Source organism: Streptomyces sp. AHA2 (assembly GCF_036857595.1).
Taxonomy (GTDB): domain Bacteria; phylum Actinomycetota; class Actinomycetes; order Streptomycetales; family Streptomycetaceae; genus Streptomyces.
Genome location: NZ_JAUQWJ010000006.1, coordinates 91,508 through 115,413, shown reverse-complemented (window position 1 = coordinate 115,413; position 23,906 = coordinate 91,508). Strand labels below are relative to the sequence as shown.

At 72.5% G+C, this 23,906-nt stretch carries 20 protein-coding genes and 1 tRNA gene; 15 read left to right on the top strand and 6 right to left on the bottom strand.

The window, feature by feature from the left end:
- Window positions 1-4: 4 nt before the first annotated feature.
- Both Q5694_RS14960 and Q5694_RS14955 read right to left on the bottom strand, forming a co-directional pair.
- Complete coding sequence (locus Q5694_RS14960) at window positions 5-1,429, bottom strand: exopolysaccharide biosynthesis polyprenyl glycosylphosphotransferase (protein WP_333933418.1); 1,425 nt, start codon at window positions 1,427-1,429, stop codon at window positions 5-7.
- Window positions 1,426-2,589, bottom strand: coding sequence for a glycosyltransferase (locus tag Q5694_RS14955; RefSeq protein ID WP_333933417.1), 1,164 nt, complete (start codon window positions 2,587-2,589; stop codon window positions 1,426-1,428). The genes Q5694_RS14960 and Q5694_RS14955 overlap by 4 nt, the downstream gene beginning before the upstream one ends.
- Before the next feature lie 469 nt (window positions 2,590-3,058).
- Here Q5694_RS14955 and chpG point away from each other — a divergent pair, with 469 nt between their 5' ends.
- From chpG to Q5694_RS14925, 6 genes are all read left to right on the top strand, one after another.
- Window positions 3,059-3,298 carry a chaplin ChpG gene (gene chpG, locus Q5694_RS14950; RefSeq protein WP_333933415.1) on the top strand — a complete coding sequence of 80 codons (240 nt, stop codon included), beginning with the start codon at window positions 3,059-3,061 and terminating at the stop codon, window positions 3,296-3,298.
- 249 nt (window positions 3,299-3,547) lie between these two features.
- Window positions 3,548-4,177: a hypothetical protein gene (locus tag Q5694_RS14945; protein ID WP_333933413.1), complete on the top strand. Its 630-nt coding sequence runs from the start codon at window positions 3,548-3,550 to the stop codon at window positions 4,175-4,177.
- 169 nt (window positions 4,178-4,346) lie between these two features.
- Window positions 4,347-4,631, top strand: coding sequence for a hypothetical protein (locus Q5694_RS14940; RefSeq protein ID WP_333933412.1), 285 nt, complete (start codon window positions 4,347-4,349; stop codon window positions 4,629-4,631).
- Window positions 4,632-4,803: 172 nt separating this feature from the next.
- Window positions 4,804-5,322: a hypothetical protein gene (locus tag Q5694_RS14935; RefSeq protein ID WP_333933410.1), complete on the top strand. Its 519-nt coding sequence runs from the start codon at window positions 4,804-4,806 to the stop codon at window positions 5,320-5,322.
- A 107-nt stretch (window positions 5,323-5,429) separates the two neighbouring features.
- Window positions 5,430-5,924 (top strand): tyrosinase family oxidase copper chaperone, encoded by a 495-nt coding sequence (locus tag Q5694_RS14930; RefSeq protein WP_333933409.1) that lies wholly within the window; start codon window positions 5,430-5,432, stop codon window positions 5,922-5,924.
- Window positions 5,908-6,774, top strand: coding sequence for a tyrosinase family protein (locus Q5694_RS14925; RefSeq protein ID WP_333933408.1), 867 nt, complete (start codon window positions 5,908-5,910; stop codon window positions 6,772-6,774). The genes Q5694_RS14930 and Q5694_RS14925 overlap by 17 nt, the downstream gene beginning before the upstream one ends.
- A gap of 127 nt (window positions 6,775-6,901) precedes the next feature.
- Here the strand turns inward: Q5694_RS14925 and Q5694_RS14920 are convergent, their stop codons facing one another.
- Window positions 6,902-7,183, bottom strand: a complete 282-nt coding sequence (locus tag Q5694_RS14920; RefSeq protein WP_333933407.1) for a chaplin — start codon at window positions 7,181-7,183, stop codon at window positions 6,902-6,904.
- 153 nt (window positions 7,184-7,336) lie between these two features.
- Window positions 7,337-8,296: a D-2-hydroxyacid dehydrogenase family protein gene (locus Q5694_RS14915; protein WP_333933406.1), complete on the bottom strand. Its 960-nt coding sequence runs from the start codon at window positions 8,294-8,296 to the stop codon at window positions 7,337-7,339.
- Between the two features lie 896 nt (window positions 8,297-9,192).
- On the opposite strand from Q5694_RS14915, the gene Q5694_RS14910 reads away from it, so the two are divergent.
- On the top strand, window positions 9,193-9,624 hold the full coding sequence (locus Q5694_RS14910; RefSeq protein WP_333933405.1) for a hypothetical protein: 432 nt from the start codon (window positions 9,193-9,195) through the stop codon (window positions 9,622-9,624).
- 627 nt (window positions 9,625-10,251) lie between these two features.
- Here Q5694_RS14910 and Q5694_RS14905 read toward each other — a convergent pair.
- Window positions 10,252-11,259: a hypothetical protein gene (locus Q5694_RS14905; protein ID WP_333933404.1), complete on the bottom strand. Its 1,008-nt coding sequence runs from the start codon at window positions 11,257-11,259 to the stop codon at window positions 10,252-10,254.
- A 1,341-nt stretch (window positions 11,260-12,600) separates the two neighbouring features.
- On the opposite strand from Q5694_RS14905, the gene Q5694_RS14900 reads away from it, so the two are divergent.
- The gene (locus tag Q5694_RS14900; RefSeq protein WP_333933403.1) at window positions 12,601-13,797 is read left to right on the top strand and encodes a macrolide family glycosyltransferase; all 1,197 of its coding nucleotides are present in this window, start codon (window positions 12,601-12,603) and stop codon (window positions 13,795-13,797) included.
- A gap of 55 nt (window positions 13,798-13,852) precedes the next feature.
- The gene (locus Q5694_RS14895; protein WP_333933402.1) at window positions 13,853-14,290 is read left to right on the top strand and encodes an acyl-CoA thioesterase; all 438 of its coding nucleotides are present in this window, start codon (window positions 13,853-13,855) and stop codon (window positions 14,288-14,290) included.
- Between the two features lie 500 nt (window positions 14,291-14,790).
- Here the strand turns inward: Q5694_RS14895 and Q5694_RS14890 are convergent.
- A tRNA-Arg gene (locus Q5694_RS14890) sits at window positions 14,791-14,866 on the bottom strand.
- A 321-nt stretch (window positions 14,867-15,187) separates the two neighbouring features.
- Between Q5694_RS14890 and Q5694_RS14885 the strand changes: the two genes are divergently transcribed.
- The 6 genes from Q5694_RS14885 to Q5694_RS14860 all read left to right on the top strand — a co-directional run bounded on the left by Q5694_RS14885 (window position 15,188) and on the right by Q5694_RS14860 (window position 23,529).
- Window positions 15,188-16,795 carry a dynamin family protein gene (locus tag Q5694_RS14885; protein ID WP_333933401.1) on the top strand — a complete coding sequence of 536 codons (1,608 nt, stop codon included), beginning with the start codon at window positions 15,188-15,190 and terminating at the stop codon, window positions 16,793-16,795.
- Between the two features lie 3 nt (window positions 16,796-16,798).
- Window positions 16,799-18,652, top strand: a complete 1,854-nt coding sequence (locus Q5694_RS14880; protein WP_333933400.1) for a YfjP family GTPase — start codon at window positions 16,799-16,801, stop codon at window positions 18,650-18,652.
- A gap of 231 nt (window positions 18,653-18,883) precedes the next feature.
- Window positions 18,884-19,363 carry a single-stranded DNA-binding protein gene (locus Q5694_RS14875; RefSeq protein WP_333933399.1) on the top strand — a complete coding sequence of 160 codons (480 nt, stop codon included), beginning with the start codon at window positions 18,884-18,886 and terminating at the stop codon, window positions 19,361-19,363.
- A gap of 277 nt (window positions 19,364-19,640) precedes the next feature.
- Entirely contained in the window at window positions 19,641-21,047 is a 1,407-nt protein-coding gene (locus Q5694_RS14870; protein WP_333933397.1) for a Cys-Gln thioester bond-forming surface protein, read from the top strand.
- A 527-nt stretch (window positions 21,048-21,574) separates the two neighbouring features.
- Window positions 21,575-21,778, top strand: a complete 204-nt coding sequence (locus Q5694_RS14865; protein ID WP_028799214.1) for a cold-shock protein — start codon at window positions 21,575-21,577, stop codon at window positions 21,776-21,778.
- Between the two features lie 254 nt (window positions 21,779-22,032).
- Complete coding sequence (locus Q5694_RS14860; protein WP_333933394.1) at window positions 22,033-23,529, top strand: DEAD/DEAH box helicase; 1,497 nt, start codon at window positions 22,033-22,035, stop codon at window positions 23,527-23,529.
- The last annotated feature ends 377 nt before the right edge of the window (window positions 23,530-23,906 follow it).

The window sequence follows — 23,906 nt, the reverse complement described above, 5'->3', positions numbered from 1 at the left end:
GCGGTCAGCTCCCCGTCGGACGCACGAGCGCCGCCGCCGTGCGCAGCAGGATGCAGACGTCCTGCCACAGCGACCAGTCGTCGATGTACGCGTTGTCGAACCGGGCCCGGTCCTCGATCGAGGTGTCGCCGCGCAGCCCGTGCACCTGGGACAGGCCCGTGACGCCGACCCGGACCCGGTGGCGGGCGGCGTAGCCCGGGTAGGTCTGGCCGAACTGGGCGACGAAGTAGGGGCGTTCGGGGCGCGGGCCGACCAGGCTCATGTCGCCGCGCAGGACGTTCCACAGCTGGAGCAGCTCGTCGAGGGACGTGCGGCGCAGGAACCGGCAGAACCAGGGCATCTGCCGGTCGTCCGCCACGCTCCACCGGGTCGCCGACTCGTGCTCGTCGGCGGGGCGGTGGGTGCGGAACTTCAGCAGCGTGAAGGGCCGGCCGTCCTTGCCGATGCGCTCCTGCCGGAAGACCACCCCCGGTCCACCGGTCAGCCGCAGCACCACCGCGCACACCAGCAGCAGCGGGCTGACCAGCAGCAGCAGCGTGCCGGACGCCACGACGTCCAGGACGCGCTTGCCGGCGCTGCCGCGCCGCCTCGTCCCGAGGTCGAGGCGGTGGCAGGGGAACCCGGCGAGCCGGTCCCCCGACCGGCTGGAGGGCACGTCGGGGTCGATCTCCCACACCGTGCACCCCGACTCGGCCAGTGCCCGCAGCAGCGGCCCCTGCGAGGTCCGCGCGGAGGCGCGCACCGCCAGCACCTCGCGCACCCCGTTCTGGACGACCGCCCGCTGCACCTCCTCGCCCGTGGTCAGCACGGGCAGTCCTGCGCTGCCGTCGGGCTCGTCGGTGACGACCCCCACCGGCCGCACCCCGTAACGGGGGTGGCGCAGGACGGCGGCGGCCACGCGCTGCGCGGTCGCCGCCGGTCCGACCACCAGCGCGGCCTGCGGCCGGTGCAGCAGTTCGGCCCGCCGGTAGGCGTGCACGGCGGCGCGCCCGGTGCAGCAGACCGCCGTCTGCAGCAGCACTCCGGTGGCCAGCGTCCGCAGGGACAGCGTGTGCTGCGGCGCGCAGGCCGCGGTGAACGCCCCGAGCGCCAGCCAGGCCACCACGATCCGCCCGCCGACGGCGGGCAGTTCGTCGAGCAGCGCGGGCAGCCGGGCGGGCCGGTGAAAGTGCAGCAGCAGCGACGTGGTCACCAGCACCGCCAGCAGCAGCGGATGGCGCTGGGTGCCGGACAGCGCCAGCCCGCCCAGTACGGCGGCCGTCCCGTCGGCGGCGAGCAGCGGCAGCCGTGACACGGCCCGCACCGGGGGGCGCCGCTCGGGCACGCGGAAGCCGGCCGCGGTGCCGCGCGGCGGCAGCAGCGACACGGGCGGGCGTCCGAGCGGGCGGGGCTGCCCGGTGGGAGGGGGGACGGTGCTTTCCGCGGTCACGAGGCGACTGACTCCCTGCGCTCGGTGGACTCGGCGTGCGCACCCAGGAGTTCGCGGTACACGTCCGCGACCGCCCCGGCCGTGCGGCGCACGTCGTGCGTGGACAGGACATGCCGGCGTCCCTGGTCGCCGAGGGATCGGCGCAGCGGCGGGTCGAGCAGCAGACCGGCCACGGCCCCGGCCAGGGCAGCCGGGGCGAGGGCGGGCACCAGGCAGTGCGGCACGAGCCCGGGCGGCAGGCTCTCCCGGGCCCCGCCCACGTCCGTCACCACCACCGGCCGCCCGCACGCCATGGCCTCCAGCGGGGCCAGGGCCATGCCCTCCCAGCGTGAGGGCAGCACGACCAGGTCCGCCGCCTGGTACCAGGGCACGACGTCGGCGACGTCCCCCGCGAACCGCACGGACGGCGGCGCCAGGGCCCGCAGCCGGTCGTGGTCGGGGCCGTCGCCGACGAGCACCAGCCGCGCTCCGGGCACCCGCCGCAGCACCGACTCCCACGCCGACAGCAGGACGTCCTGGCCCTTCTGCCGGCACAGCCGCCCCACGCACACCACGAGCGGTCCCGGCGGCCCGGCGTCCGGCAGCAGAGCCGCCCGTACGGCCTCGGCGCCGGCCGGGCGGAAGCGTTCGACGTCGATCCCGTTGGGCACGACGCTCCACCGCCCGCGCACCCCGGCCGCCTCACCGAGCCGGCGTTCCGCCTCGCTCACGCACACCACCCGGGCCGCCCAGCGGGCGCCCCACCGCTCCCATCGGCGCGCGAGGGCCGCGGCCGTGCCGCCGACCGCCTCGAACGACCAGGCGTGCGGCTGGAACACCGTCGGGATCCGGCCGCGCAGTGCGAGTCGCCCGGCCAGGCCGGCCTTCGCGCTGTGCGCGTGCACCAGGTCGGGCCGCACCTCCGCGACGATCCGGGCCAGCCGGCGCGTCTCGCCGGCGGTGGAACCTCCCGGAGAGCGCGCCGCCGCCCAGTGCCGTACGTCCGCGCCGAGTTCGCCCAGCCGGGCCGCGAGGGGGCTGTCGGGGCAGGCGACGGTGACGTGCAGGCCGTCGGCGAGCTGGGCGCCCACCAGGTCCGTCACGACGCGGGCGACGCCGCCGTCCACGGGCTGGGTGAGGTGCAGGACCCGCGGCGGAGGGTCGGTCGGTGACAGGTGCATGCGCGGTTTTCCTCGCTCACGGACGGCGCTCGGGACGGCGGGAACGCGCCTGGCTGCCGGGTGCCGACGGCGCCGCGGAGCGCGCCGGCGCACACCGCGTCCCGCTGGCCAACGAGCCGGACGCCCCACGGTCACCGCCGCACGGCTGAGTGGGGCGGAACGTGCTCTCCCCCGGGTGGCCGATCGAAAGAACGAGCGAGGCGCATGCGGGCGCATGACCGGTGAGGCCTTTCACGAAGGAGTCGAGTGGCCGTCACCACTGCGCGCGACAGGGGCGTGCGGCGAGGTGCGCCACTGTAATGGCCGCCGGTACGATCCAGGAGAAAGCGGACACGGGTGTCGGCGTCGGCGAGGCGGGCCCCGTGGTGACATCACTCCTTTGGCGGCACAACTCGCGCGCACGCCACGCGTTGACACAGCGCCGGGCACCCGCCCGGATGTTTGTGTCAACCCCAAGGAGCACCTCTCCATGTCGCGTATCGCGAAGGGCCTGGTCCTGACCTCCGCTGCCGCTGCCGCTGTCGCGGGCAGCACCGGCATCGCCGCCGCCGACGCCGGCGCGCAGGCCGCCGCCGCCCACTCCCCGGGCGTGCTGTCCGGCAACGTCGTCCAGGTTCCGCTGCACGTCCCGGTCAACGTCTGCGGCAACACGGTCGACATCATCGGCCTGCTGAACCCGGCGTTCGGCAACGAGTGCGAGAACGACTGACGTCGTTCCGGATCCCCTGGCCGGCCGCCCTCCCGTGAGACCCACGCGGGAGGGCGGCCGCTTTCGCGTTGCCCCGAACGGGGGCGGGCGGGCCGTCCGGCGGGGGGACCGGGCTCACGCCGCCTCACCAGGGGGGACATCGCCGGGTCACACGGACGCCGCTGACCTGGTGCGTTCGTTCGGTTGCGGAGCGTTGCCGCCGCTCGCACGGTGGGCACAAGATCCGACGCACCACCGAAAGGAACCCCCATGCGTCTGCCCGCACGGCGAATCGCGACCCCCGCGCTCTGCGCCACGCTGCTGCTCGGGGTCGCCGGGCCCGCGGCCGTGGCCGCCGACACCGCCCCGGACCGGGAGCGCGCCCACTCGGCGACCCGCGCCCCCGTCCCCGACGCGGACGCAACTCTGGAACAGGTGCAGGCCCTCGGCGACCTGGGCGGTGTGCTGACCCCGGTCGCCGATCTGCTGACCGCCGTGCTCCAGGCGGAGGGCGGGCAGTTGCCGCCCTCGCAGGCCGCCAAGCTCAGCACCACGGTGAAGGACGCCATCGCCCTGGCGACCGCGGCGTCCGGGCAGAATGCCGGTGCGACGGGCGCCGCCACCCCGGGCAGCCCCCTGCCCCAGGCCAGTACCCTGCCCGCGCCGGTGGAGGGACGGGCCGAGCTTCCGGAGGGCCTGGCGGCCGAGGCGCTGGCCGCCCTGGAGAAGGCCACCGACGTCCTGGTCACGGCCGTGACCTCCGGCGACACCGCCAAGGTCACCCCGGCGGTCGACCAGGTCGTCACCGGACTCGTCAACACCGTCGCCGCCACCCTGGTCGGCAGCGAGCTCCCCGCCCCCGACCTGGCGGGCCTGTCGTCCCTGCCGAAGGCCCCCTGACGCCACGCCCCCGAACGTCGTGCCGGCCGTCCCCGACCGGCACGACTTTCTGTTTCAGCGACTCATATGAGGTTCTGGTCACGGGGTTTCCGCTCCGCACGCCCCTCGTTGAGCACGGCGTCGGACATTCACCCCACACGGTGACAGCAGTCGCCCAGGAAGGACCCCGATGAAGTCCCTGAAGGCCGCAGCCGTCCTCGCCGGTTCCCTCGCCGCCGCAGCCGCCGCCGCACCGGCGCACGCCGCCTACGACCCGGCCCACGTCACACCCACCAGTCTCAACGGCGCCGTCAACGCGCTCACCCGGGAGCCCATCGACCCGATGCCGCTCAAGCACCAGTCGAACGCCCTGGACACCGAGAACAAGGACTCCGTGCTCAGCACCGTCAAGCAGGCGACCACCACGCTGAACTCCAAGGGCGGTCTGCTCGGCGGTCTTCCGCTGTCGAAGTGACCCCCGCCGCCCGTCCCGCGGCACGCCCGGCGGACGCCGGCCGGCGTCCGCCGGACCGGGGCGTCCGTCGTATTACTGCGGCAGTCGGGGGAATTGTGCGCTCGTGCGGTTCCCCGGCTCGTTAATCGGTACGCACGCCGAGCCCCGACCCACGAAAGGGACCGCACCCCAGATGAAGTCGACCACCCGAGGAACCCTCGCCGCAGTGATGACGTGTGTGGCGGCCGCGGCCGGCGCCGCCGCCGCCACCCCCGCCGCCGCGGTCGGCACGGTCCCCGTCCCCTTGCCGCTGGGCGGCGCCGAGAAGGCGCTCGACATGGAGCTGCCCGAGGTCACCGGGCACCTGCCCGTGCCCCTGCCGGGCTCGCCCGACGGTCCCCGCTACGTCGAGGGCCGGCTCCTGCCCGACCGGGCCGTCCCGCAGCTGCCCGTCCACGGCGGGCTGCCCGGCGCCGACGTACGGGCGCCCCTGCCGCACCTGCTCGGCGCCGGCTTCGACCACCTCGATGTCGACGCCCCCGCCTCCGACCTGCACACCCTCGCCCCCGGCCTGTCCGTCGACGCTCCGGTCGGCGCGCCCAACCCGGCCGGCTTCGGCCTGCCCCAGGCGCAGCTGCCGCAGGTGGGCCTGCTCGCCCCGCTGGTGCAGACCGTGCCGACGGCCGACCTGGGGATCGGCCCCGGCCTGTAGACGTGCACCCGTGACGGGAGTTCTCGTGTGGCCCCCGCGGCGGTGACCGCGGGGGCCTTCGGGCTGTTAGCGCTACGGACACCGAAGACGAGCACGAGGAGCACAGCATGGTCACAGGGGTCGGTGGAGTACCGGTGGGAGCCGAGCGCGAAGCGGCCGGGGGCCGGGCCCCGCGGACGCGGCGCGGACTCGTGCGCGGGTTGTTCGCCGTGGCGCTGGGCGCCGCCGCCGTGCCGGTCGTCGCGGCCACCCGGTACGGGGAGCCCGAGGCCGCGGACGGCGGGAACCCGGAGCCGTGGACCGGCGACGGCGGGTTCGAGGAGACCTACCGGGGCCGCCGCATCCAGGGAGTGCCGATCGCCCCCGAGCACGCCGCCGGCGACGAGCAGTGGCACGTCACCGTGGACGGCCGCCCGCTGCACCTGATGCGCCGCGCCGACGGCAGCTGGCTGAGCATGGTCGACCACTACCGCTCCTACCCCACCCCCCTGGCGGCGACCCGGGCGGCCGTCGACGAACTCGGTCCGGGGCAGCGCCTGCGCGACCTGCCCGGCCACGGCCCGCGGCAGCCGGAGGGGGGAGCGCATGGCGTACACGCGTAAGGACGTCAGCACACTCACCAGGAGCGAGAAGCGCCGGTTCGTCAACGCGCTGCTGGAGGTGAAACGGCGTGGCGAGTACGACGAGTTCGTGCGCACGCACATCGAGTACTACACCTCCGACGGCGAGGAGGGCCTGCGCACGGCCCACATGGCGCCCTCCTTCCTGCCTTGGCACCGGCAGTTCCTGCTGGAGCTGGAGACGGCCCTGCGGCGGGTCGACGCGTCGGTGTCGGTGCCGTACTGGGACTGGACGCGCAACCGGTCGGCCACCGGCACGCCCTGGACGGACGACCTGCTGGGCGGCACGGGCCGTCGGTCCGACCGCCGCGTGATGACCGGGCCGTTCGCCTACGCGGAGGGCAACTGGACGATCAAGGAGGGCGTGACGGACGAGGAGTACCTCACCCGGGACCTCGGCCGCCCCCGCGACCCGATTCCGCTGCCCACCAGGAGCGAGCTGGAGCAGGCCCTCAAGGACCCGGTCTACGACGTGTCCCCCTGGGACTCGACGGTCCGCAAGGGCTTCCGCAACAAGCTGGAGGGCTGGGGGAGCGGGCGGGGCAGCGCCTCCTGGCTCAATCACAACCGGGTGCACCGCTGGGTCGGCGGCGCCATGGTCGGCGGGGCCTCCGTCAACGACCCGGTGTTCTGGATGCACCACGCCTTCGTCGACCTGGTGTGGTCCCGCTGGCAGCAGCGGCACCGCGAGCACCGCTACCTCCCGGCGAAGCCGCCCGGGCGGGGCAGTGCGCAGTACCGCCGGGTCGTGGCCCGGCACGAGCGGCTTCCCCCCTGGGACGTGACGCCGGACCAGCTGGAGGACCACGGTCGGATCTACCGGTACGCGTGACGCGGCCCGGTACCGTCCCCGGCCGGGAGGCGGGGGCCAGTAGATGCGACCGCGTACGAGAAGAGCCCCGGCGCGTCAGGTGCCGGGGCTCCTCGCTGTGCACGGGGTGTGCACGGGGGCGTGCGGGTCAGTGGCCGTACCCGTAGCCACCGGGGTGGCTCTTGGGCTCGTCCTTGTTCTCGCACTTGTTGCCGAACGCCGGGTTGAGCAGCCCGATGACGTTGACGGTGTTGCCGCAGATGTTGATCGGGATGTGGACCGGCACCTGGAGGATGTTGCCCGAGAGGACGCCCGGCGACCCGACGGCCGCGGCCTGGGCACCCGCGTCGGCCATGGCCAGCCCGGACCCGCTCAGTACCACGGCACCCGTGCCGAGTGCGACGCCGGCCGCCTTCGCGATGCGAGACATCACGTACTCCTATCGATCGGTGAGCACGGGGGCAGGTGGCGCCACCGTGCTCCCCGTTCAACGCGCCCGCTGACGGAGGGTCACGGCGATCATGGCCGGATCACCCGTCCTGAAGACGGACGGGTGTCGTGGAGGTGCCGTGTTCATGGCGGCTCAGGGGAGCCGCCGCACCGGGGTGCCGTCGAGGAAGGCCCGGATGTCCTCGACGGCGTGGCCGTAGTAGGTGGCGTAGTTGGCGCGGGAGACGTACCCCAGGTGGGGGGTGGCCAGCAGGCGCGGTGCCGTGCGCATCGGGTGGCCGGCGGGCAGCGGCTCGACGTCGAAGACGTCGACCCCGGCACCCGCGATCCGGCCGGCGCGCAGGGCGTCCAGGAGGGCGTCCTGGTCGACGATCGCCGCGCGCGAGGTGTTGATCAGGTACGCGGTCGGTTTGAGCAGGGCGAGTTCGGCGGCGCCCAGCAGGCCGCGGGTACGGTCGCCGAGGGCCAGGTGGACGGAGACGAAGTCGCTGTCCGCGAGCAGCTCCTCCTTGGACGCGGCGCGTTCGACCCCCACCTCGTCGGCGCGCTCGCGGGTGAGGTTCTGGCTCCAGGCGCTCACCCGCATGCCGAAGGCGAGACCGACCCGGGCCACCCGGCCGCCGATCTTCCCCAGGCCGAGAAGGCCGAGCCGGCGGCCGTGCAGGTCGGCGCCGACCGTGCTCTGCCAGGGGCCGCCGGAGCGCAGGGCGTTGCTCTCCTCGACGATGCCGCGGGCGAGGCCGAGCAGCAGGGCCCAGGTCAGCTCCACCGGAGGGGTGGACGAACTGGCCGTGCCGCACACCGTGACGCCGTGTGCCTCGGCGGCCGCGTAGTCGATGACCGAGTTGCGCATCCCGGAGGCGACGATCAGTTTCAGCCTGGGCAGGCGCGCGATCAGCGAGCCGGGGAAGGGGACGCGCTCGCGCAGGGTCACCACGATGTCGAAGCCGGCCAGGGCCTCGGCCAGGGCGTCCTCGCCGTCGAGGTGCCGGCCGAACGAGACGACCTCCACCTCGTCCGCGACCTCGGACCAGTCGGCGGCCTCGGCCGCCGCGTTCTGGAAGTCGTCCAGCACAGCACAACGCAGCCGCACGTCTTGCCCCTTTCCCGGCCGCAGGGCCGGCTCACGGGTGGTTCCGGAGCCATGATCGCCCCACGGGGGCGGGAGGGGAACGGGTTCGGGCGCCGGGTGCGGGCAGCCGGCGGGGGGAGCAAGGCGCCTGGCCGGGCAGGAACTCCCCGGTCGCCTTGCTTGCCGAGGGCTTTCAGCTCGGCGACACCGGTACTCGATCCGGCGCGGCCTTCCAGCGCGCCCTGGGAGATCAGCAGCTCCTGCGCCCGGCGCACCACGTTCTCGCCGACGCCGCACCCCTGGCAGCCATCGCTTGCCGCCACTGTCCCACCTGGGGCTCCTCGCGCGCGTGGCGGAGCACGACCGGTCCGCGTCACTCGAGGCGGAGATGCCGGAATGGCTCCCCGCCGACTGCTGGCGGGAGGTCCTGGAGGTCTCGCGCATTCGTCCGCAGAGCGGTCCCCACGACGGACGATGTCGGGGGACCGAGCCATCAGCGGCAGAAGCTGATCAGCGTGCTCAACCGTATCCGCCATGCCGTGACTCTCACCGCACTGGTCCGCTCGTAGTACTGGCCCACGACGCACGCGCGCCCGACGGCTCCCGACGGTCGTGATCGACCTCGTCGGCTCCTCTGCCAGGGAACGAACGGGTCGCGGCGTCGGCAGGAACCGCATGCCAACCCTGACATCCGTCAGGGACGCGACGCCCCTGGCGTGCTCTACGGTTCGAGGCGCTGACTCGGGGGAGCTCTTGGCTGCTACGGCATCTGGAGCAGGAGACGTGAGCGCTCCGGTCGGGGAACAGCGGCAGCCGTGGTGACGACAGTTCGCCGTCGGAATGGCTGCATCGGTTGCGACTACGGAGGAGTTCAGATGAGGTCGAGGGGAATCAGGCAACGGGCGGCCGCAATGGTCGTGACGTTGATCGCCGCGGTCCTTGTTCCGCTGGCGGCACAGGCACCCGCCCAGGCGGCGACGAACGGTGCGACCGGAACGACGGCGTGGACACCGCAGATCTACCCGCTGTTCTCAGGCGAGTGGGTGAAGCGGGATGTGACGACTGAGAACCGGCGCGATGAGCTGATCTGGTGCTCCCTGGCATCCGGCATCGCCTGCGTGGCGGTCGGCCAGGGCGACGGCAAGCACAGCATCTTCCACCTGTTCAAGTGCGATACGCGGTCGCTCTCGAACTTCGTCGACGCGCTCTCGGTTCGCAACAACCAGACGGGCGGCGCCCAGGTACGTTTCTGGGGTCCCACGTACTCGTACTCCGCCGCCGCGGACGGCAACATCCACAACTTCCCGGACTACGCGACGTACGACTTCAATCGCCTCGACATCTGCTGAGGGCACATCGACCCGGGCACACATCGACCCGGGCACACGGATCGTGGTGCCCGGGTCGGAAGCTTTCGCTTGCGCAGGTGGCCGCGGATCGCGCGGCCCGCGAGGTGGAGTCCGGTGCAACAACCGCCTGAAGCGATGAACAGACCTTGTCCGCCAGGACCACGTCCGGCCTGTGCGCGGACGGCCACGTCGCCGGGGAACGCGCGGGTGGGCCATGACGTCGATGCGTCGCGGTCCTGCAGCCCTGCCTCAACTGGACGCTGGGCCCAGTTGAGGCAGGGTTTCGGTGCTACTGGGCCGGCGTGCCTACCGCGCCGCGTTTGACGCGGATGAGGTGGACCAGTTGGGTGGCGGCCAAACCCCACCAGAGGCCGCAGACCCACACAAGGACTGCGTCGCTACCGGAGCTTCTTGCGAGGAACTGGACCACCAGGAGAACCACCACGCCCGCGACCAGGGCGACGCGGTCCACGTACGCGCCGAGTCGCGCCGCCACGCCGTGGGAACCCCGCCGAGCCAGGTAGACCTGCGTACCGACGAGGGCAGCGCAGAACACCACCGCCCCTGACCACAACCACATGTTCACCACTTCTCTCCGCCTTCGCCGGGCACCACCGCTGTGGCCGGCTACTTGCAGTGCCCGCCCTTGTACGCGCCCGGAATGAACAACCCGGCGGCGAACTTGATCTTCAGGCACTGCTTGGCCGAGTTGGCGCTGACGGCCTTGGCGGTGACCAGCGTAGCGTTGGTCGTGTACAGCACGTTCAGCGGCGGGGGCAGTGCTCCCGCGGCCAGCCCGGCCATGGCGCCGTACGTGGCGATCTTCTTCGTCTCGGCCCGGTTCATGTACGCCGTGCCCGTGACGATTCCCCAGGTGTACTTCGGGTCGGCGACGACGGGGAACGCGGTGTCGGAGTCGGTGTCGATCTCCTGGACGAGCGTGGAGCCTTCCAGGCGATAACGGGTGGGTACCGGAGCGCCGTTGGCGTCCTTGGCCCAGGGTGCCTCGATGGTTCCCGCCGTGATGACCCCGCCGTCTCCCAGCGGCTTGAGGATCTCGTAGCCGCCGGCGCCATCGGCGGACAGCGTGGCATGTGCGGGCAGGTCGAAGGTGAACCTGTGCTCAGTCGGGGCCTTGCCGTCCTTCAATGTGACGAGGGTGCGGGCGCCACCGTCGGTGGTGGGCTGCACAGCGACGTCGGTCGATGCTGCGGCATCGAGGTACACGACCGTGCCGGCCCCGAGTTTGGTGCCAGTCGAGTCTGCGGTTCCCGGCAGGTCGAGGGACACGCTGCTGCCGTCACCCGCGGTGGAGGTCACCGAACCAGACGCCAGCTGCGGCGCCTTGACCGTCACCGAGCCGGCCTGGGTGGTCGTGGTCGCTGCAGCAGGTGTGTCGGCGGCCGCTGTGCTCGGGGCGATGTCACCCGTGCCAGTGGCCTTTTCGACGACCGCGGCGGTGTCCGACGCACGAGACGTGCCGCCGGCATCGGTCGCGAACGCGGGCGCCGAAGCGGAGGAGATGAGCAGCGCGCCGCCGAGCAGGGTGGATATGCCACCCGCTGCGAGACGGCGACGTGCGGTGAATGTGGACAAGGAAAGCTCCCCGTGTTGCTGTTTCTGCTTTCGTGCCACCAGTGGTCAGCCGGCGGTGAAGATCATCTTGGCGCGGGAGTGATGGGTTCAACGCGGTATGCATGGTGGCAAACATCACTGGAACCGACCAAGTCGGGCGACCGTCCGGGTCAGCAGCGGATGTCAGGGCATCGGCGCCTTCACCGGCGTGCTCGGGGCGCCTTGCCGTACGGCGGCGGTCCCCTGATTCAGGGGGCGTGGACGAACGCGGTCGCTCCGGTCCGGACGTGGCTGTGACCGGCCTCGACAACGGCTCTCGTCACGATGAGCAGCGGCGGCGCGTCCAGAGGATCGTTCACGATCGCCTCGCGGACGACTGTGACCCGCAGGAATGCCGCTTCCTCGTGCGGTTCGTCGGAGTGCCGGCACTCCGACTACGGAAGCGCGTCGTGACCTGCCTGAACACGAACACGGAGAAGGTCCGTCGGGTCGCGCGACAGTAGGCGCAACCCTCCGCGCAACAGCCAGGCGCAACCCTTGTCGCAACGCCGTGCTCCTGGTCGACCGGGGCGCGCCGGGTCACGGGCCCGGAGGGCTCCGCGGGCGCGGACCGGCTGGCGCAGCTCGGAGCGCGCCGCCGGTACCGAGGGGGCGGTCTTCCCGTAGGGATGCCACCGCAGCCGGGCAGGGGCAGCAGACGGCCGCGCAGGGCGGTGGTGTCGCGGGGCGGGTTCGGCGAGCGGGTCGTAGGTGGTGTTCCAGGCGGCTTCCGTCTGCACGTCGTCAGGGAAGCCCTTCGCGCCTGTACAGGCCGGCCTTGGGTGTGCGGCAGTGTTACCCGCAGCCACCGCCGCACTGGCAGGATCCCCCGGATTGGCAGCCGCACGAGCATCCCGGTCCGCAGGTGCAGTTGCTCACCGTGCCGGAGGAACTGGCTGTCTCACTGGTCATCGGTGCCTTCTTCCGTGTCCGTGCCACCATGCGGGGCTCTCCTGGTGGCACGGTAGGCCGCTGCCTTCGTGAGCGCAGTCCCTCACACGGGTGGCCCCGTTAGTCGGCCGCGCGGCCAGGGGCGAGCCGGTCTGCCGGCAGCCCGCGGTTCGCCGACGCCGATCTCGCACCCACGCGGTGCCGGTCGTGAGGTGGGGATGCGGATACCTGGTCGCGGCGACCACCGCCATGCCGGTGCCGATCCCCTGCCGCCTCAACGGTGTCGGGGCGGCGAACACCCGCCTGAGCGTCCATGCCCGCGCCGGGTGAGCGTGGCCTGCGGTGCCTGGCCGCGCAGAGGTGAAAGAAGGCGTCGGGCAGTGTCCGTCGGCGGGGCCGTGGCGTTGGGGGGACGGCACATCGGTTCTCCCGCGGCACGAGTGCGGCGGGGCGGAGTCTGGAGTGATACTCATGCGGGATGTTGTCGCCGGCGGTCAAGGGCTCGCGCGGCACGTGGCGGTGTTCAACGTGCCGATGCACGGTCATGTGATCCCCACCCTCGCCGTCGTACGGGAACTGGTCGATCGCGGTCATCGGGTGAGCTACGCGGTGACCGCCGAGTTCGCCGCCTGCGTCCGGGCGGCGGGTGCGACGCCCGTGCTCTATGACGTTCCCCCGGCAGAAGAGGCCCCCGAGGACATGGCCAAGGGCGCCACCCTGGCTGTGGGCGTGAATGTGACGGCACTGCCGCAACTGGAGGAGGCGTTCGCCGACGACGTGCCCGACGTGGTGCTGGCCGACGTGTACGCGTGGGCGGGACCGCTGCTGGCGGCGCGCTGGCAGGTGCCGAGCATTCAGCTGGCACCGACGCACATCGCCTACGAAGGGCTGGTACAGGAGTTCTTCGGCCTCGCGGATGTCGCGCAGATTCCCGGCTTCGCTGAACTCTCAAGCGCGGCAACGCGCTTCGGGGTACCCGGCGGCGTCCACTCCCTGGCCTTGGCGCCGCCGTGCACGGTCGCCTTCTTCCCCCGGTCCTTCCAGCGGCGGCCGGAGACGGTGCGGGCAGGCGAGGCGCACTGGGTGGGCCCTGCCCTTGCCGAGCGTTCCTTCCAGGGCCGCTGGCACAGGCCGCAGAGCGACAAGCCGGTGGTGTACGTGTCATTGGGCTCCCAGTTCAATCGGCGCCCGGAGTTCTACCGGGCGTGCATCGAGGCGTTCGGCGGCCAGGGATGGCACGTGGTGATGAGCGTGGGTGCCGAGGTGGCCGCTGCCGGGCTCGGTCCTGTGGGAGACGGGTTCGAGGTGCACGCGAGCGTGCCTCAGCTCGACGTTCTGGCCTCAGCCTCGGCTTTCGTCACGCACGGCGGCATGGGCAGCCTGATGGAGGCCTTTTCCCTCGGGGTGCCCGTCGTGGTGGTGCCTCAGATGGCCGAGCAGCGCGTCAATGCCGCCCGGGTTGAGGAGCTGGGTGTGGGACGGCACCTTCCCCGGGAGCTGGCCGCTGCCGAGGCTTTGCGCGACGCGGTCCAGTCGGTCATGGACGACCCGCAGATCGCTACCGCGGTGACCGGGCTGCGCCAGGACATCAGCGCAGCCGGTGGCGCCGCAGCCGCAGCCGACATCGTGGAGAAGTCACTGGCAGACACGCCCATGACCGCCCGCTGATCCAGTCGCCGCATCACCCTCTCGATCCCTTCAGACCTCCCGGAGCAGGACACACATGAAAGCCTTCACCACCCGTCGGCGCATCAGGATGAGCGATGCCGACATCTACGGCAATGTGCACAACTTGTCGATGATCCGGTACGCCGAAGACGCCGGCGTCGAACTGGCTCAGATGCTTCAGCAAGAGCACGGCGTCGAGAGCTACTGGGGGGCCGCAGAGATCCAGGCCAGCTTCATCATGCCGCTGCCCTGGACAACAGCCGAGGCCAAGCTGTCTCTGCACATCGAGAAGATCGGCAAGGCCAGCCTGACGCTCCTCACTGAGATCACCTCCGAACACGGCACCCACGCCACGGTCCGATCGCGCGTCATCCGCTTCGACTCCACCGGCAACCGCACCGCCATCAACCCGGAAGAACACGCCCGGTACTCCCACTACCTGGCATCCGGCAGCCGACCCACGGACAAAATCCTCGCCCAGTCCCGAGCCTGAACGGAACGCGAAGCCGAGAACGAGCAGCGGAATCCTCCCGTCGCGCGGATCCCCGCGATCGACTGCCCCAGGGCAGTGGACAACAGCGCTTCCTCGACCACCCCACACACACGGTGCAGGCCCTCACTCACAGAAGTGAGGGCCTGCGCCGTTCTCAGTGGCGCGGGCACTGATAGGAACCTGAACCGGCACTTCTTCCCGATCCGCGAGCGGCTCGGCCTGGATGTGCGCTTCCATGACCTCCGCCACACCTGCGTGACCCTGCCGCTGGGACCGGGCATCCCACCGCACACCGTCCGGGACATCGCCGGGCACAGCGCCCTGGACGTGACCGTGACATCCACGCGCACGCCGACAGGACGGAGAAGCGGGCCGCTCCGGACAGCTGGGGGGACCTGCTGTCCGGCGAATGAGGGGGCCGTTGCCGTCAGCATCGCCGTCAGGGACACGAAAACGCCCTGGAGGGGGGATCCCCTCTGGGCGTCGCTGCTGGCAGGAGGTGGCGCCCCCGGCAGGACTCGAACCTGCGGCCAAGCGCTTAGAAGGCGCCTGCTCTATCCACTGAGCTACGGGGGCCGGGTGTGGTGGCCTCTGTCGTGGTGCCCGGGTGTGGGCCGAACCGTGACGTTGCCGGGGACAAGGATAGGGCTCCCGCGTCCTCGTCCCTGTTGCTTCGCCTCCGTGGCTCGATGTGGAGGTTCGGTGAAGCGGTCCTGATAATCGCAGGCAGGTACGAATCGTGCATCGCTTTTGGCGTCTGCGGCATCGGGTGTTGTGCACTCGTTATGCCTGGAGTGCGCCGGTGTCCCACTCGTCCCTTCCGTCCCTTGTGCTCTATCGGCGCGCAGACATGCTCATATGCTTCAGAATTCCCCTAAAATTGGGCATTCTGCACATGTGGTGACCTTGGACGTACGGCCTCAGCTGCTCGACGCACTCTCCGCCCTGCGCGACCGTGTCGCCGCCGCACGCTTCCCGCTGCCCCTGGCGGGGGCTCCACGCGCGCGTGCCAGCCGCGACGAACTGCTCGCGCAGCTCGACGACTACTTGGTGCCCCGGCTGCGCGACCCCGAAGCGCCGCTTCTGGCCGTCGTGGGCGGCTCCACGGGCGCGGGGAAGTCCACGCTCGTGAACTCCCTCGTGGGACGGCGGGTCAGTGAGGCCGGGGTGCTGCGGCCCACGACACGGACCCCGGTGCTGGTCTGCCATCCGGAGGACCACCACTGGTTCAGCGGGATGAGAGTGCTGCCCGACCTCACCCGCGTGTGGATGCCCCAGCAGGATGCCCCCGACGACCTGTTGCTCCCCGGCGAGAACCCCGCGCGCGTGCTGCGCGTCGAGACCGCCGAGACGCTGCCGCCCGGACTCGCCCTGCTGGACGCGCCCGACATCGACTCCCTGGTCGCCGACAACCGCGTCCTGGCCGCCGAGCTCATCTGCGCCGCGGACATCTGGGTCATGGTCACCACCGCCGCCCGTTACGCCGACGCCGTCCCCTGGCACATGCTGCGCACCGCCAAGGAGTACGACGTCACCCTGGTCACCGTCCTTGACCGCGTGCCCCACCAGGTCGTCAACGAGGTGTCCCGGCAGTACGGCGCCCTGCTGACCAAGGCCGGCCTCGGCGAGGTGCCGCGCTTCACCGTCCCCGAACTGCCCGAGTCGGCCTGGGGCGGCGGGCTCCTGCCGGCGTCCGCCGTGGCCCAGCTGCGCACCTGGCTCGTCCACCAGGCGCAGGACCCCGCCGCCCGGCAGCAGGTCCTGGCGCGCACCGCGTACGGCGTCCTGGACTCCCTGAAGTCCCGCATGCCCGAGCTGGCCGGTGCCGCCGCCGCGCAGTACGCCGCCGCCCTGCGGCTCACCTCCGCCGTCGAGGCGGCCTACGACAGCGAGCACGCGCGCGTGCGGGGCCGGTTGCAGTCCGGGGCGGTCCTCGCCGGGGACGCGCTCAAGCGGTGGCGCGCCTTCCCGTTGGACTGCACCTCCGGTGAGCTCCTCGACGCCCTCGTGGAGAGCCTGAGCGCCCTGCTGCTGTGCGCCGTCACGGCGGCCGACGAACGCGTCGACGACGCCTGGCGCCGCGAACCCGCCTCGGCCGCCCCCGAGCTGGCCGTGCCCGAGGCCGCCCCGGAGAGCGCCGAGCACCGCATCGGGCTGGCCGTACGGCGCTGGCGGCGGGAGCTGGAGGAGTTCGCCGAGGAGGAGGTCCGCGAGGTCGACCGCAACCTCGCCCCCGACCCGGAGCTGGTCACCGCCCTGGTCGCCACCTCGCTGCTGGGCGGCCGCCGGGGCCGCACAGCGGGAGAGGGACTCGCCGAACGGATCGGCGCCCACGGCGCGCTGCGGCTGCGCGACCGGGCCGGACGGCTGCTCGGCGAGCACGTCGACCGGGTCCTGCACGCCGAACGCGAGCGCCGGCTCGCGCCGCTGGACGCCCTCGACGTCCACCCCGAGCCCCAGGCCGAACTCATCGCCGCGCTGTCCGTACTGCAGAAGGAGAGGTGACCGGTGACCGCCGTCACTGACCAGGACCACACCGAGCACGCCGACCGGCCGGACGACGCCAAGGGCAGGAAGTCCGGCCGGAATCCGGCCGGCAAGAACGCACAGGGCGAACCCGCGGACGGCGGGCACACGCGCGTGGAGGACGGCCGTGCGGAGCCCGCGGGCGACGCCTGGGACGACGGGCTGATCGCGCGCCGCGTCGACGAGACCGCCCAGAGCACCCGCTATCCGACCACGGACAGCCGTTCGGCCGCCCCTCCCGCCGTCACCCCGCTGGTCTACGACGGGCCGCTGCGGGCCCGCCTGGAGGCGCTGCGCGAACTCGTCGGCCTGTCCCGCACCCGCCTCGACAGCCGCACCCTGTCCGAAGCGGGCCGGGTGCTCGACGAGGCGTCCGCGCGGCGCCGCCTGTCGGGGCAGCACACCGTCGTCGCCATCGCGGGTGCCACCGGCAGCGGCAAGTCGCAGCTGTTCAACGCGCTCGCCGGGGTGACCATCTCCGAGACGGGCGTGCGTCGTCCCACCACCGCGGCGCCCATCGCCTGCAGCTGGAGCGACGGGGCCGCGAGCCTCATCGAACGGCTCGGCATCCCGCCGCGCCTGCGCCGCCGGCCGCTGCCGGCCGGGGACGGGGAGTCGCCCCTGCGCGGCCTCGTGCTCATCGACCTGCCCGACCACGACTCGGCGGCCGTGCAGCACCGCGAACACGTCGACCGCATCCTGGGCCTGGTCGACGCCGTCATCTGGGTCGTCGACCCGGAGAAGTACGCCGACGCAGTGCTCCACGAGCGGTACCTGCGGCCGATGGCCGCGCACGCCGAGGTCATGTTCGTCGTGCTGAACCAGGTCGACCGGCTGCCCGGCGAGGCCGCCGAGCAGGTCCTCGACGACCTCCGGCGCCTGCTGGACGAGGACGGCATCGCGCTGGGCGAGTACGGCGAGCCGGGCGCGACCGTGCTCGCGCTGTCCGCCCTCACCGGCGACGGCGTCGGCGAACTGCGCGAGGCCCTCGGCCAGTTCGTCGCGGAACGCGGGGCGCCGACGCGCCGCATCTCGGCCGACGTGGACATCGCCGCGGCCCGGCTGTGGCCGGTCTACGCCACCCAGCGGCGCACAGGGCTCAGCGAGCAGGCGCGTGAGGAGTTCGCCGACCGGCTCGCGGACGCGGTCGGTGCCACGGCGGCGGGTGAGGCCGCCGAACGGGCCTGGCTGCGCAACGCCAACCGTGCCTGCGGCACCCCCTGGCTGCGGCTGTGGCGCTGGTACCGGGACCGGGGCGAGTCCGCCACGGGTCCGGTCCCCCGCACGCAGGGCGACGAGGAGACCACCGCACGGCAGCGGGTGGAACAGGCGGTGCGCACGGTGGCCGACCGGGCCTCGGCCGGGCTTCCCGCGCCCTGGGCCCAGGCGGTGCGCGAAGCCGCCGCCCGGGGTGCGCAGGGGCTGCCCGAGGCGCTGGACGAGCTGTCCGTGCGCGCGGGGCTGCCGTCCGGCCGGCCGCCGCGGCCGGGGTGGTGGCCGGTGGCCGTGCTGACGCAGGCGTGCATGACGATCCTGCAGTTCCTGGGCGGTCTGTGGCTGGTGTGCCAGATCGTCGGCGTCATGGCGCCGAATCTGGGAGTGCCGGTCCTGCTGATGGTCATCGGCATCGTGGGCGGTCCGCTCATCGAGTGGAGCTGCCGCATGGCCGCACGGGGCCCTGCCCGGCGCTACGGGCAGGACGCGGAACGCCGGTTGCGGGAGGCCGCGTCCGGGTGCGGCAGGGCCCGGGTGCTGGACCCGGTGGCGGCGGAGCTGCTGCGGTACCGGGAGGTCCGCGAGCAGTACGGGAGGGTGGTGGGGGCGGCCGGGCGCTGACGGCCCGGAGGCTGTTGGCGCTGCGGCGCCCGCCGTCCGGTACTTCCCACCCACCCGTCCAGGGCACGCGTCACCCGCGCCGGTGACGGCTTTGTCCACAGGCCGGAGGTGCATCCACAGGGCTCAGCGGGCCCGGCCCGGCGGCGGCAGTCTGGGGGACACAGCCGTACGGGACGGGCCCGTACGCATGCCGGCCCGGCGCCGTGAGCCGGGCGATGGGAGGGGCTCACCATGAACGAGACCATGGTTTGCGCGGTCGGCAGGGTGGCGACGCAGCCGGTGTACCGGGAGGTCGCGTCCGGGCCGTCGGCGCGGTTCCGGCTGGCGGTGACCGCGCGCTACTGGGACCGCGAGAAGAGCACCTGGGCCGACGGGCACACCAACTTCTTCACCGTCTGGGCCAATCGGCAACTGGCCACGAACACGGCGGCGTCCCTGACCGTGGGGGAGCCGGTGATCGTGCAAGGACGGCTGAAGGTGCGCACCGACGTGCGCGAGGGACAGAGCCGGACGTCGGCGGACATCGACGCCGTGGCGATCGGCCATGACCTGGCCTGGGGGACCTCGGCGTTCCGGCGCGGCGGCCGGACGGAGGCAGCGTCACCCCCGAGCCGCCCCGAACCCGACTGGGAGACGCCACCCGACGGTTCACCCGAGCGCGCGGACGTCGTCCAGGGACAACGGCCGGTGGCCGAACCGTCCTTGACGTAGCGCCGGTCGCCTCGGTCTCTGCCCGGGTTGCGGCTTATCGGCGTCCACGTCCGCTACGACCGGGAGTGATTCGTCGACAGCCCCTGTCCGCAAGGGCCTTGGCGATAACGATTCCGAGTCGGATCACTCGCCCGACTGTCTGACCGGCGGCCGGGGTCCGCCGCGTCCTTAGGATGCCGCACATGGCTTTCGGGGCCGGCGTGGCCCGAGGGGCTTCTGATTCTGCTGGTGGGACCGTCCCCCCCCACGTCAACGGTCCTGCTCGAAGGGGAATTTGGTGCTTGCTTCGTTCTCTGAGCTGTTCGCACGCAGGCGAGGGACCCGCCTGGTCGCCGCGACGCTGGTGTCCGGGATGGTCACCGCGGGCGGACTGGCGGGTGCCGGCCGGGCCGCCGCCGACGAGACGACGCAGAGACAGGGCGGAGCAGCGGCGACGATAGGCGGCCTCAAGACCTTCGGCGCGGCCGTGATACACGGTGGCACGGGCGACCGGGAGATCCCGGCGGGGCTGTTCGAGATGTCCGTCGACGGCGGCGGCATGCTGCAGACCTACTGCGTGGACCTGCACAACCCCACGCAGCGGGACGCCAAGTACCACGAGACGCCGTGGAGCGGCACGTCCCTCGGCGCCAACCGGGACGCCGGGAAGATCCGCTGGATCCTGCACCACTCCTACCCGCAGGTGAACGATCTCGCCGCGCTGGCCCGGAAGGCCGGCGTCAAGGGACCGCTGACCGAACAGGACGCCGCGGCCGGCACGCAGGTGGCGATCTGGCGCTACTCGGACGACGCGGAGGTCGACGCCGTCGACCCGCAGGCCGAGCAACTCGCGGACTACCTGGAGAAGAACGCCCGCGTGATGCCGGAGCCGAGGGCGTCGCTCACGCTCGACCCGCCGGCTGTCTCCGGCCGGCCAGGCGAGCGGATCGGTCCGGTGACGGTGCGGACGAACTCCGGCAGTGCGACGCTGACCCCGCCCGCGGACGCGGCGACGAGCGGTGTCCGCATCGTCGACCGGCACGGGGAGCCCGTCACCGCCACCACCGACGGCGGACAGGTGTACGTCGAGGTCCCCGAGGAGGCGGACGCCGGTACGGCGGACCTGACCGTGCAGGCCTCGACCACCGTCCCGGTCGGCCGGGCCTTCGCCTCCGAGAGCCGCAGCCAAACGCAGATCCTGGCGGGGTCCAGCGAGTCGACGGTGTCGGCGAAGGCCGGGGTCACCTGGGCGAAGGAAGGGCCGGTCCCCGCGCTGTCCGCGGCGAAGAACTGCGCCGAGGGCGGGCTCGACGTGATCGCCTCCAACAAGGGCGACGAGCCGTTCACCTTCGACCTCGCCGGGCTCGAGCACACCATCGCCCCCGGTGAGACCCGCACCGTCACGGTCCCCCTGCAGGAGGACCAGTCCTACGACTTCACCGTCCACGGCCCCGGTGGCCTGGAGGAGCGCTTCACGGGCGTGCTGGACTGCCGGACCCGGGGCAGCGCGGCCGGTACGACCACCCAGACGCTCAGCGAGCCGTCCCCGGCCACGCTCAGCGGTACGGCCGCCGACACCAACCTCGCCGAAACCGGCGGCTCGGCCCTCACGCCCCTGATCGCGGGCACCGCCATCGGCCTGGTGGTCATCGGCGGAGCCACGCTGATCGTGCTGCGACGCAGGGAGACCGCGGCAGGGGAGTGACCGGCCGGTCCCGACCGCGTGCGGTGGCGGCGCCCCTGCGCGTCACCGTGGACCTCACGCACCCGGCCGGTGGACACGGCACCCGGCCGGTGGGCACGGCATGCGGCCGTCGCCGGGTCTGCCGCGCCCGGGCCTGCGGCCATTCGGTGGATGTGACCCTTGTCGCACCGAGGCCGTCCGGCGCCCCGCATCCCTGGTTCGCTCAGCGGGGGCGGCCGGGCGGCGCACGGTTGATCGTCGGAGGTCACGGCGTCGAGAGCGCACCAGCCGACAGAAACACGATGCTCCCACCCGGCCAATATCTGTTGCCGGGGCGACAGAATTAGCTGCGGCGCACGGCGAGTATTCCTCTCCCGCGGACCGGACCGGAAAAACGGGAACCCGCAGGTCCGAGGGTGCCGTGCTAACGTCGTTCTCAGTTGCAGGTGTGGTTGCCAGAAGGTTCATTTTCCGACGGTTGATCAACACGGCGACTCGAAATCCGCACAGGGCGGATTCTCGAACACCGTCTCCGAAGGAGAAATGACATGGCTACTGGCACCGTGAAGTGGTTCAACGCGGAAAAGGGCTTCGGCTTCATCGAGCAGGACGGCGGCGGCGCCGACGTCTTCGCGCACTACTCGAACATCGCCACCCAGGGCTTCCGTGAGCTGCTGGAAGGCCAGAAGGTGTCGTTCGACATCGCGCAGGGCCAGAAGGGCCCGACGGCCGAGAACATCGTTCCCGCCTGATCCACGCGGCAACGCGTACTTCGCAGCTGGGGCCCGCACCTTGGGGTGCGGGCCCCAGCTCGCTTCATTTCAGGGCGCACGACGGAACTGCTCACGGCTCCACCGGCAGGTGGCGTCCACCCCTGTCGTATCCGTCGATCCATCGAATCGGCGCCCTTCGCTTTCCGGCTCGTTCTCGAGATTCTCTGCGCCGTTCATTTTGCTGCGGAATTTCCTCGCTACGCGCCCACGTGCCACATCGAGGAAGGTTCCGCATGAACTACGCACGCACCCCCCGCACCTCCAACCGCTCCCATGACCGCTCCAGGGGCTCGGAATCCCGGCGCTCCGGGGCTCCGCGGCGTTCCGCCGGTCACGGACGCAGGCCCGGCGCACCGCAGGGCGAGTTCGCCCCGCCGGTCACGATCACGCCCGCGCTGCCCGCCGTCGAGTCGTTCGCCGATCTCGGTCTGCCGGCGCCGTTGCTCACCGCGCTCGGCCACGAGGGTGTGACCGTGCCGTTCCCCATCCAGGGCGCGACCCTGCCGAACTCCCTCGCCGGACGGGACGTCCTGGGCCGCGGCCGTACCGGATCGGGCAAGACCCTGGCCTTCGGCCTCGCGGTGCTGGCCCGCACGGCGGGTCAGCGGGCGGAGCCGCGCAAGCCGCTCGCCCTGGTCCTCGTGCCGACCCGCGAACTGGCTCAGCAGGTGACCGACGCGCTGACTCCGTACGCCCGTTCGGTGCGGCTGAGGCTCGCGACCGTCGTCGGCGGCATGTCGATCGGCCGGCAGGCGAACGCCCTGCGGGCCGGGGCGGAGGTCGTCGTCGCGACACCGGGGCGGCTCAAGGACCTGATCGACCGCGGGCACTGCCAGCTGGACGATGTCGCCGTCACCGTCCTCGACGAGGCCGACCAGATGGCCGACATGGGCTTCATGCCCCAGGTCACCGCGCTGCTCGACCAGGTGCGGACCGGCGGGCAGCGCATGCTCTTCTCGGCGACACTCGACCGCAACGTCGATCTGCTGGTACGCCGTTACCTGTCCGACCCGGTGGTCCACTCCGTCGATCCTTCGGCGGGCGCCGTCACCACGATGGAGCATCACGTGCTCCACGTGCACGAGGCCGACAAGCACCGGACCACCACCGAGATCGCGGCGCGCGACGGCCGGGTGATCATGTTCCTGGACACCAAGCACGCCGTGGACCGGCTGACCGAGCACCTGCTGCACAGCGGTGTCCGCGCCGCGGCGCTGCACGGCGGCAAGTCCCAGCCGCAGCGCACGCGGACGCTGGCCCAGTTCAAGACCGGCCACGTGACGGTCCTGGTGGCGACCAACGTGGCGGCCCGCGGCATCCACGTCGACCAGCTCGACCTGGTCGTCAACGTCGATCCGCCGGTCGACCACAAGGACTACCTGCACCGCGGCGGCCGCACCGCACGCGCCGGCGAGTCCGGCAGCGTCGTCACCCTCGTGACGCCCGGCCAGCGCCGTGGCATGAACCGGTTGATGGCCTCGGCCGCGATCACCCCGCAGGTGACCGCGGTGCGTTCCGGTGAGGCGGAGCTCAGCCGGATCACCGGCGCCCAAGTGCCCTCCGGCGTCCCGGTCGTCATCACGCCGCCGGCCGTGCCCCGTCCCCGCCGGGCCGGCTCGTCCGGTGCTCCCTCGTTCCGGGGCGGCGGGGAGCGTGCGTCCCAGGGGCGTACCGGTGGAAGGCCCGGACGGCGCAGGGCACCGCGGGCCACCGCGGACCGGACGGCGTAGCGGGCATCGGGTTTCGTCCCGGAGCCACACGGCATCGACGAGCCACACGGCTTCCCCCGACGTCCCGACGAGCCACACGGCCCGCTCGACGTCCCGACGAGCCACACGGCCCGCTCGACGTCCCGACGAGCTACGCGGCCCGCTCGACGTCCCGACGAGCTACGCGGCCCGCTCGACGTCCCGACGAGCTACACGGCCCGCTCGACGTCCCGACGAGCGGCAAGACCTCGTCGCGGCCTCCCGGCGTCTCGCGTCCCGCCGTACGACGGTCCGAACGCCGGTCCTTCGGTCCGGACGAACGACGGGCGGCGCCCGGCGGGCGGCGGCCCACCACTCACCCACTCCCAGGAGGCACCTTTGACACCGGTCCGGACACC

Excerpts from the sequence above, each read along its gene's own strand:
- Q5694_RS14955 (WP_333933417.1), bottom strand. The coding sequence starts at position 2,589 with ATGCACCTGTCACCGACCGACCCTCCGCCGCGGGTCCTGCACCTCACC.
- chpG (WP_333933415.1), top strand. The coding sequence starts at position 3,059 with ATGTCGCGTATCGCGAAGGGCCTGGTCCTGACCTCCGCTGCCGCTGCC.
- Q5694_RS14945 (WP_333933413.1), top strand. The coding sequence starts at position 3,548 with ATGCGTCTGCCCGCACGGCGAATCGCGACCCCCGCGCTCTGCGCCACG.
- Q5694_RS14940 (WP_333933412.1), top strand. The coding sequence starts at position 4,347 with ATGAAGTCCCTGAAGGCCGCAGCCGTCCTCGCCGGTTCCCTCGCCGCC.
- Q5694_RS14935 (WP_333933410.1), top strand. The coding sequence starts at position 4,804 with ATGAAGTCGACCACCCGAGGAACCCTCGCCGCAGTGATGACGTGTGTG.
- Q5694_RS14930 (WP_333933409.1), top strand. The coding sequence starts at position 5,430 with ATGGTCACAGGGGTCGGTGGAGTACCGGTGGGAGCCGAGCGCGAAGCG.
- Q5694_RS14925 (WP_333933408.1), top strand. The coding sequence starts at position 5,908 with ATGGCGTACACGCGTAAGGACGTCAGCACACTCACCAGGAGCGAGAAG.
- Q5694_RS14920 (WP_333933407.1), bottom strand. The coding sequence starts at position 7,183 with ATGTCTCGCATCGCGAAGGCGGCCGGCGTCGCACTCGGCACGGGTGCC.
- Q5694_RS14900 (WP_333933403.1), top strand. The coding sequence starts at position 12,601 with ATGCGGGATGTTGTCGCCGGCGGTCAAGGGCTCGCGCGGCACGTGGCG.
- Q5694_RS14895 (WP_333933402.1), top strand. The coding sequence starts at position 13,853 with ATGAAAGCCTTCACCACCCGTCGGCGCATCAGGATGAGCGATGCCGAC.
- Q5694_RS14875 (WP_333933399.1), top strand. The coding sequence starts at position 18,884 with ATGAACGAGACCATGGTTTGCGCGGTCGGCAGGGTGGCGACGCAGCCG.
- Q5694_RS14865 (WP_028799214.1), top strand. The coding sequence starts at position 21,575 with ATGGCTACTGGCACCGTGAAGTGGTTCAACGCGGAAAAGGGCTTCGGC.
- Q5694_RS14860 (WP_333933394.1), top strand. The coding sequence starts at position 22,033 with ATGAACTACGCACGCACCCCCCGCACCTCCAACCGCTCCCATGACCGC.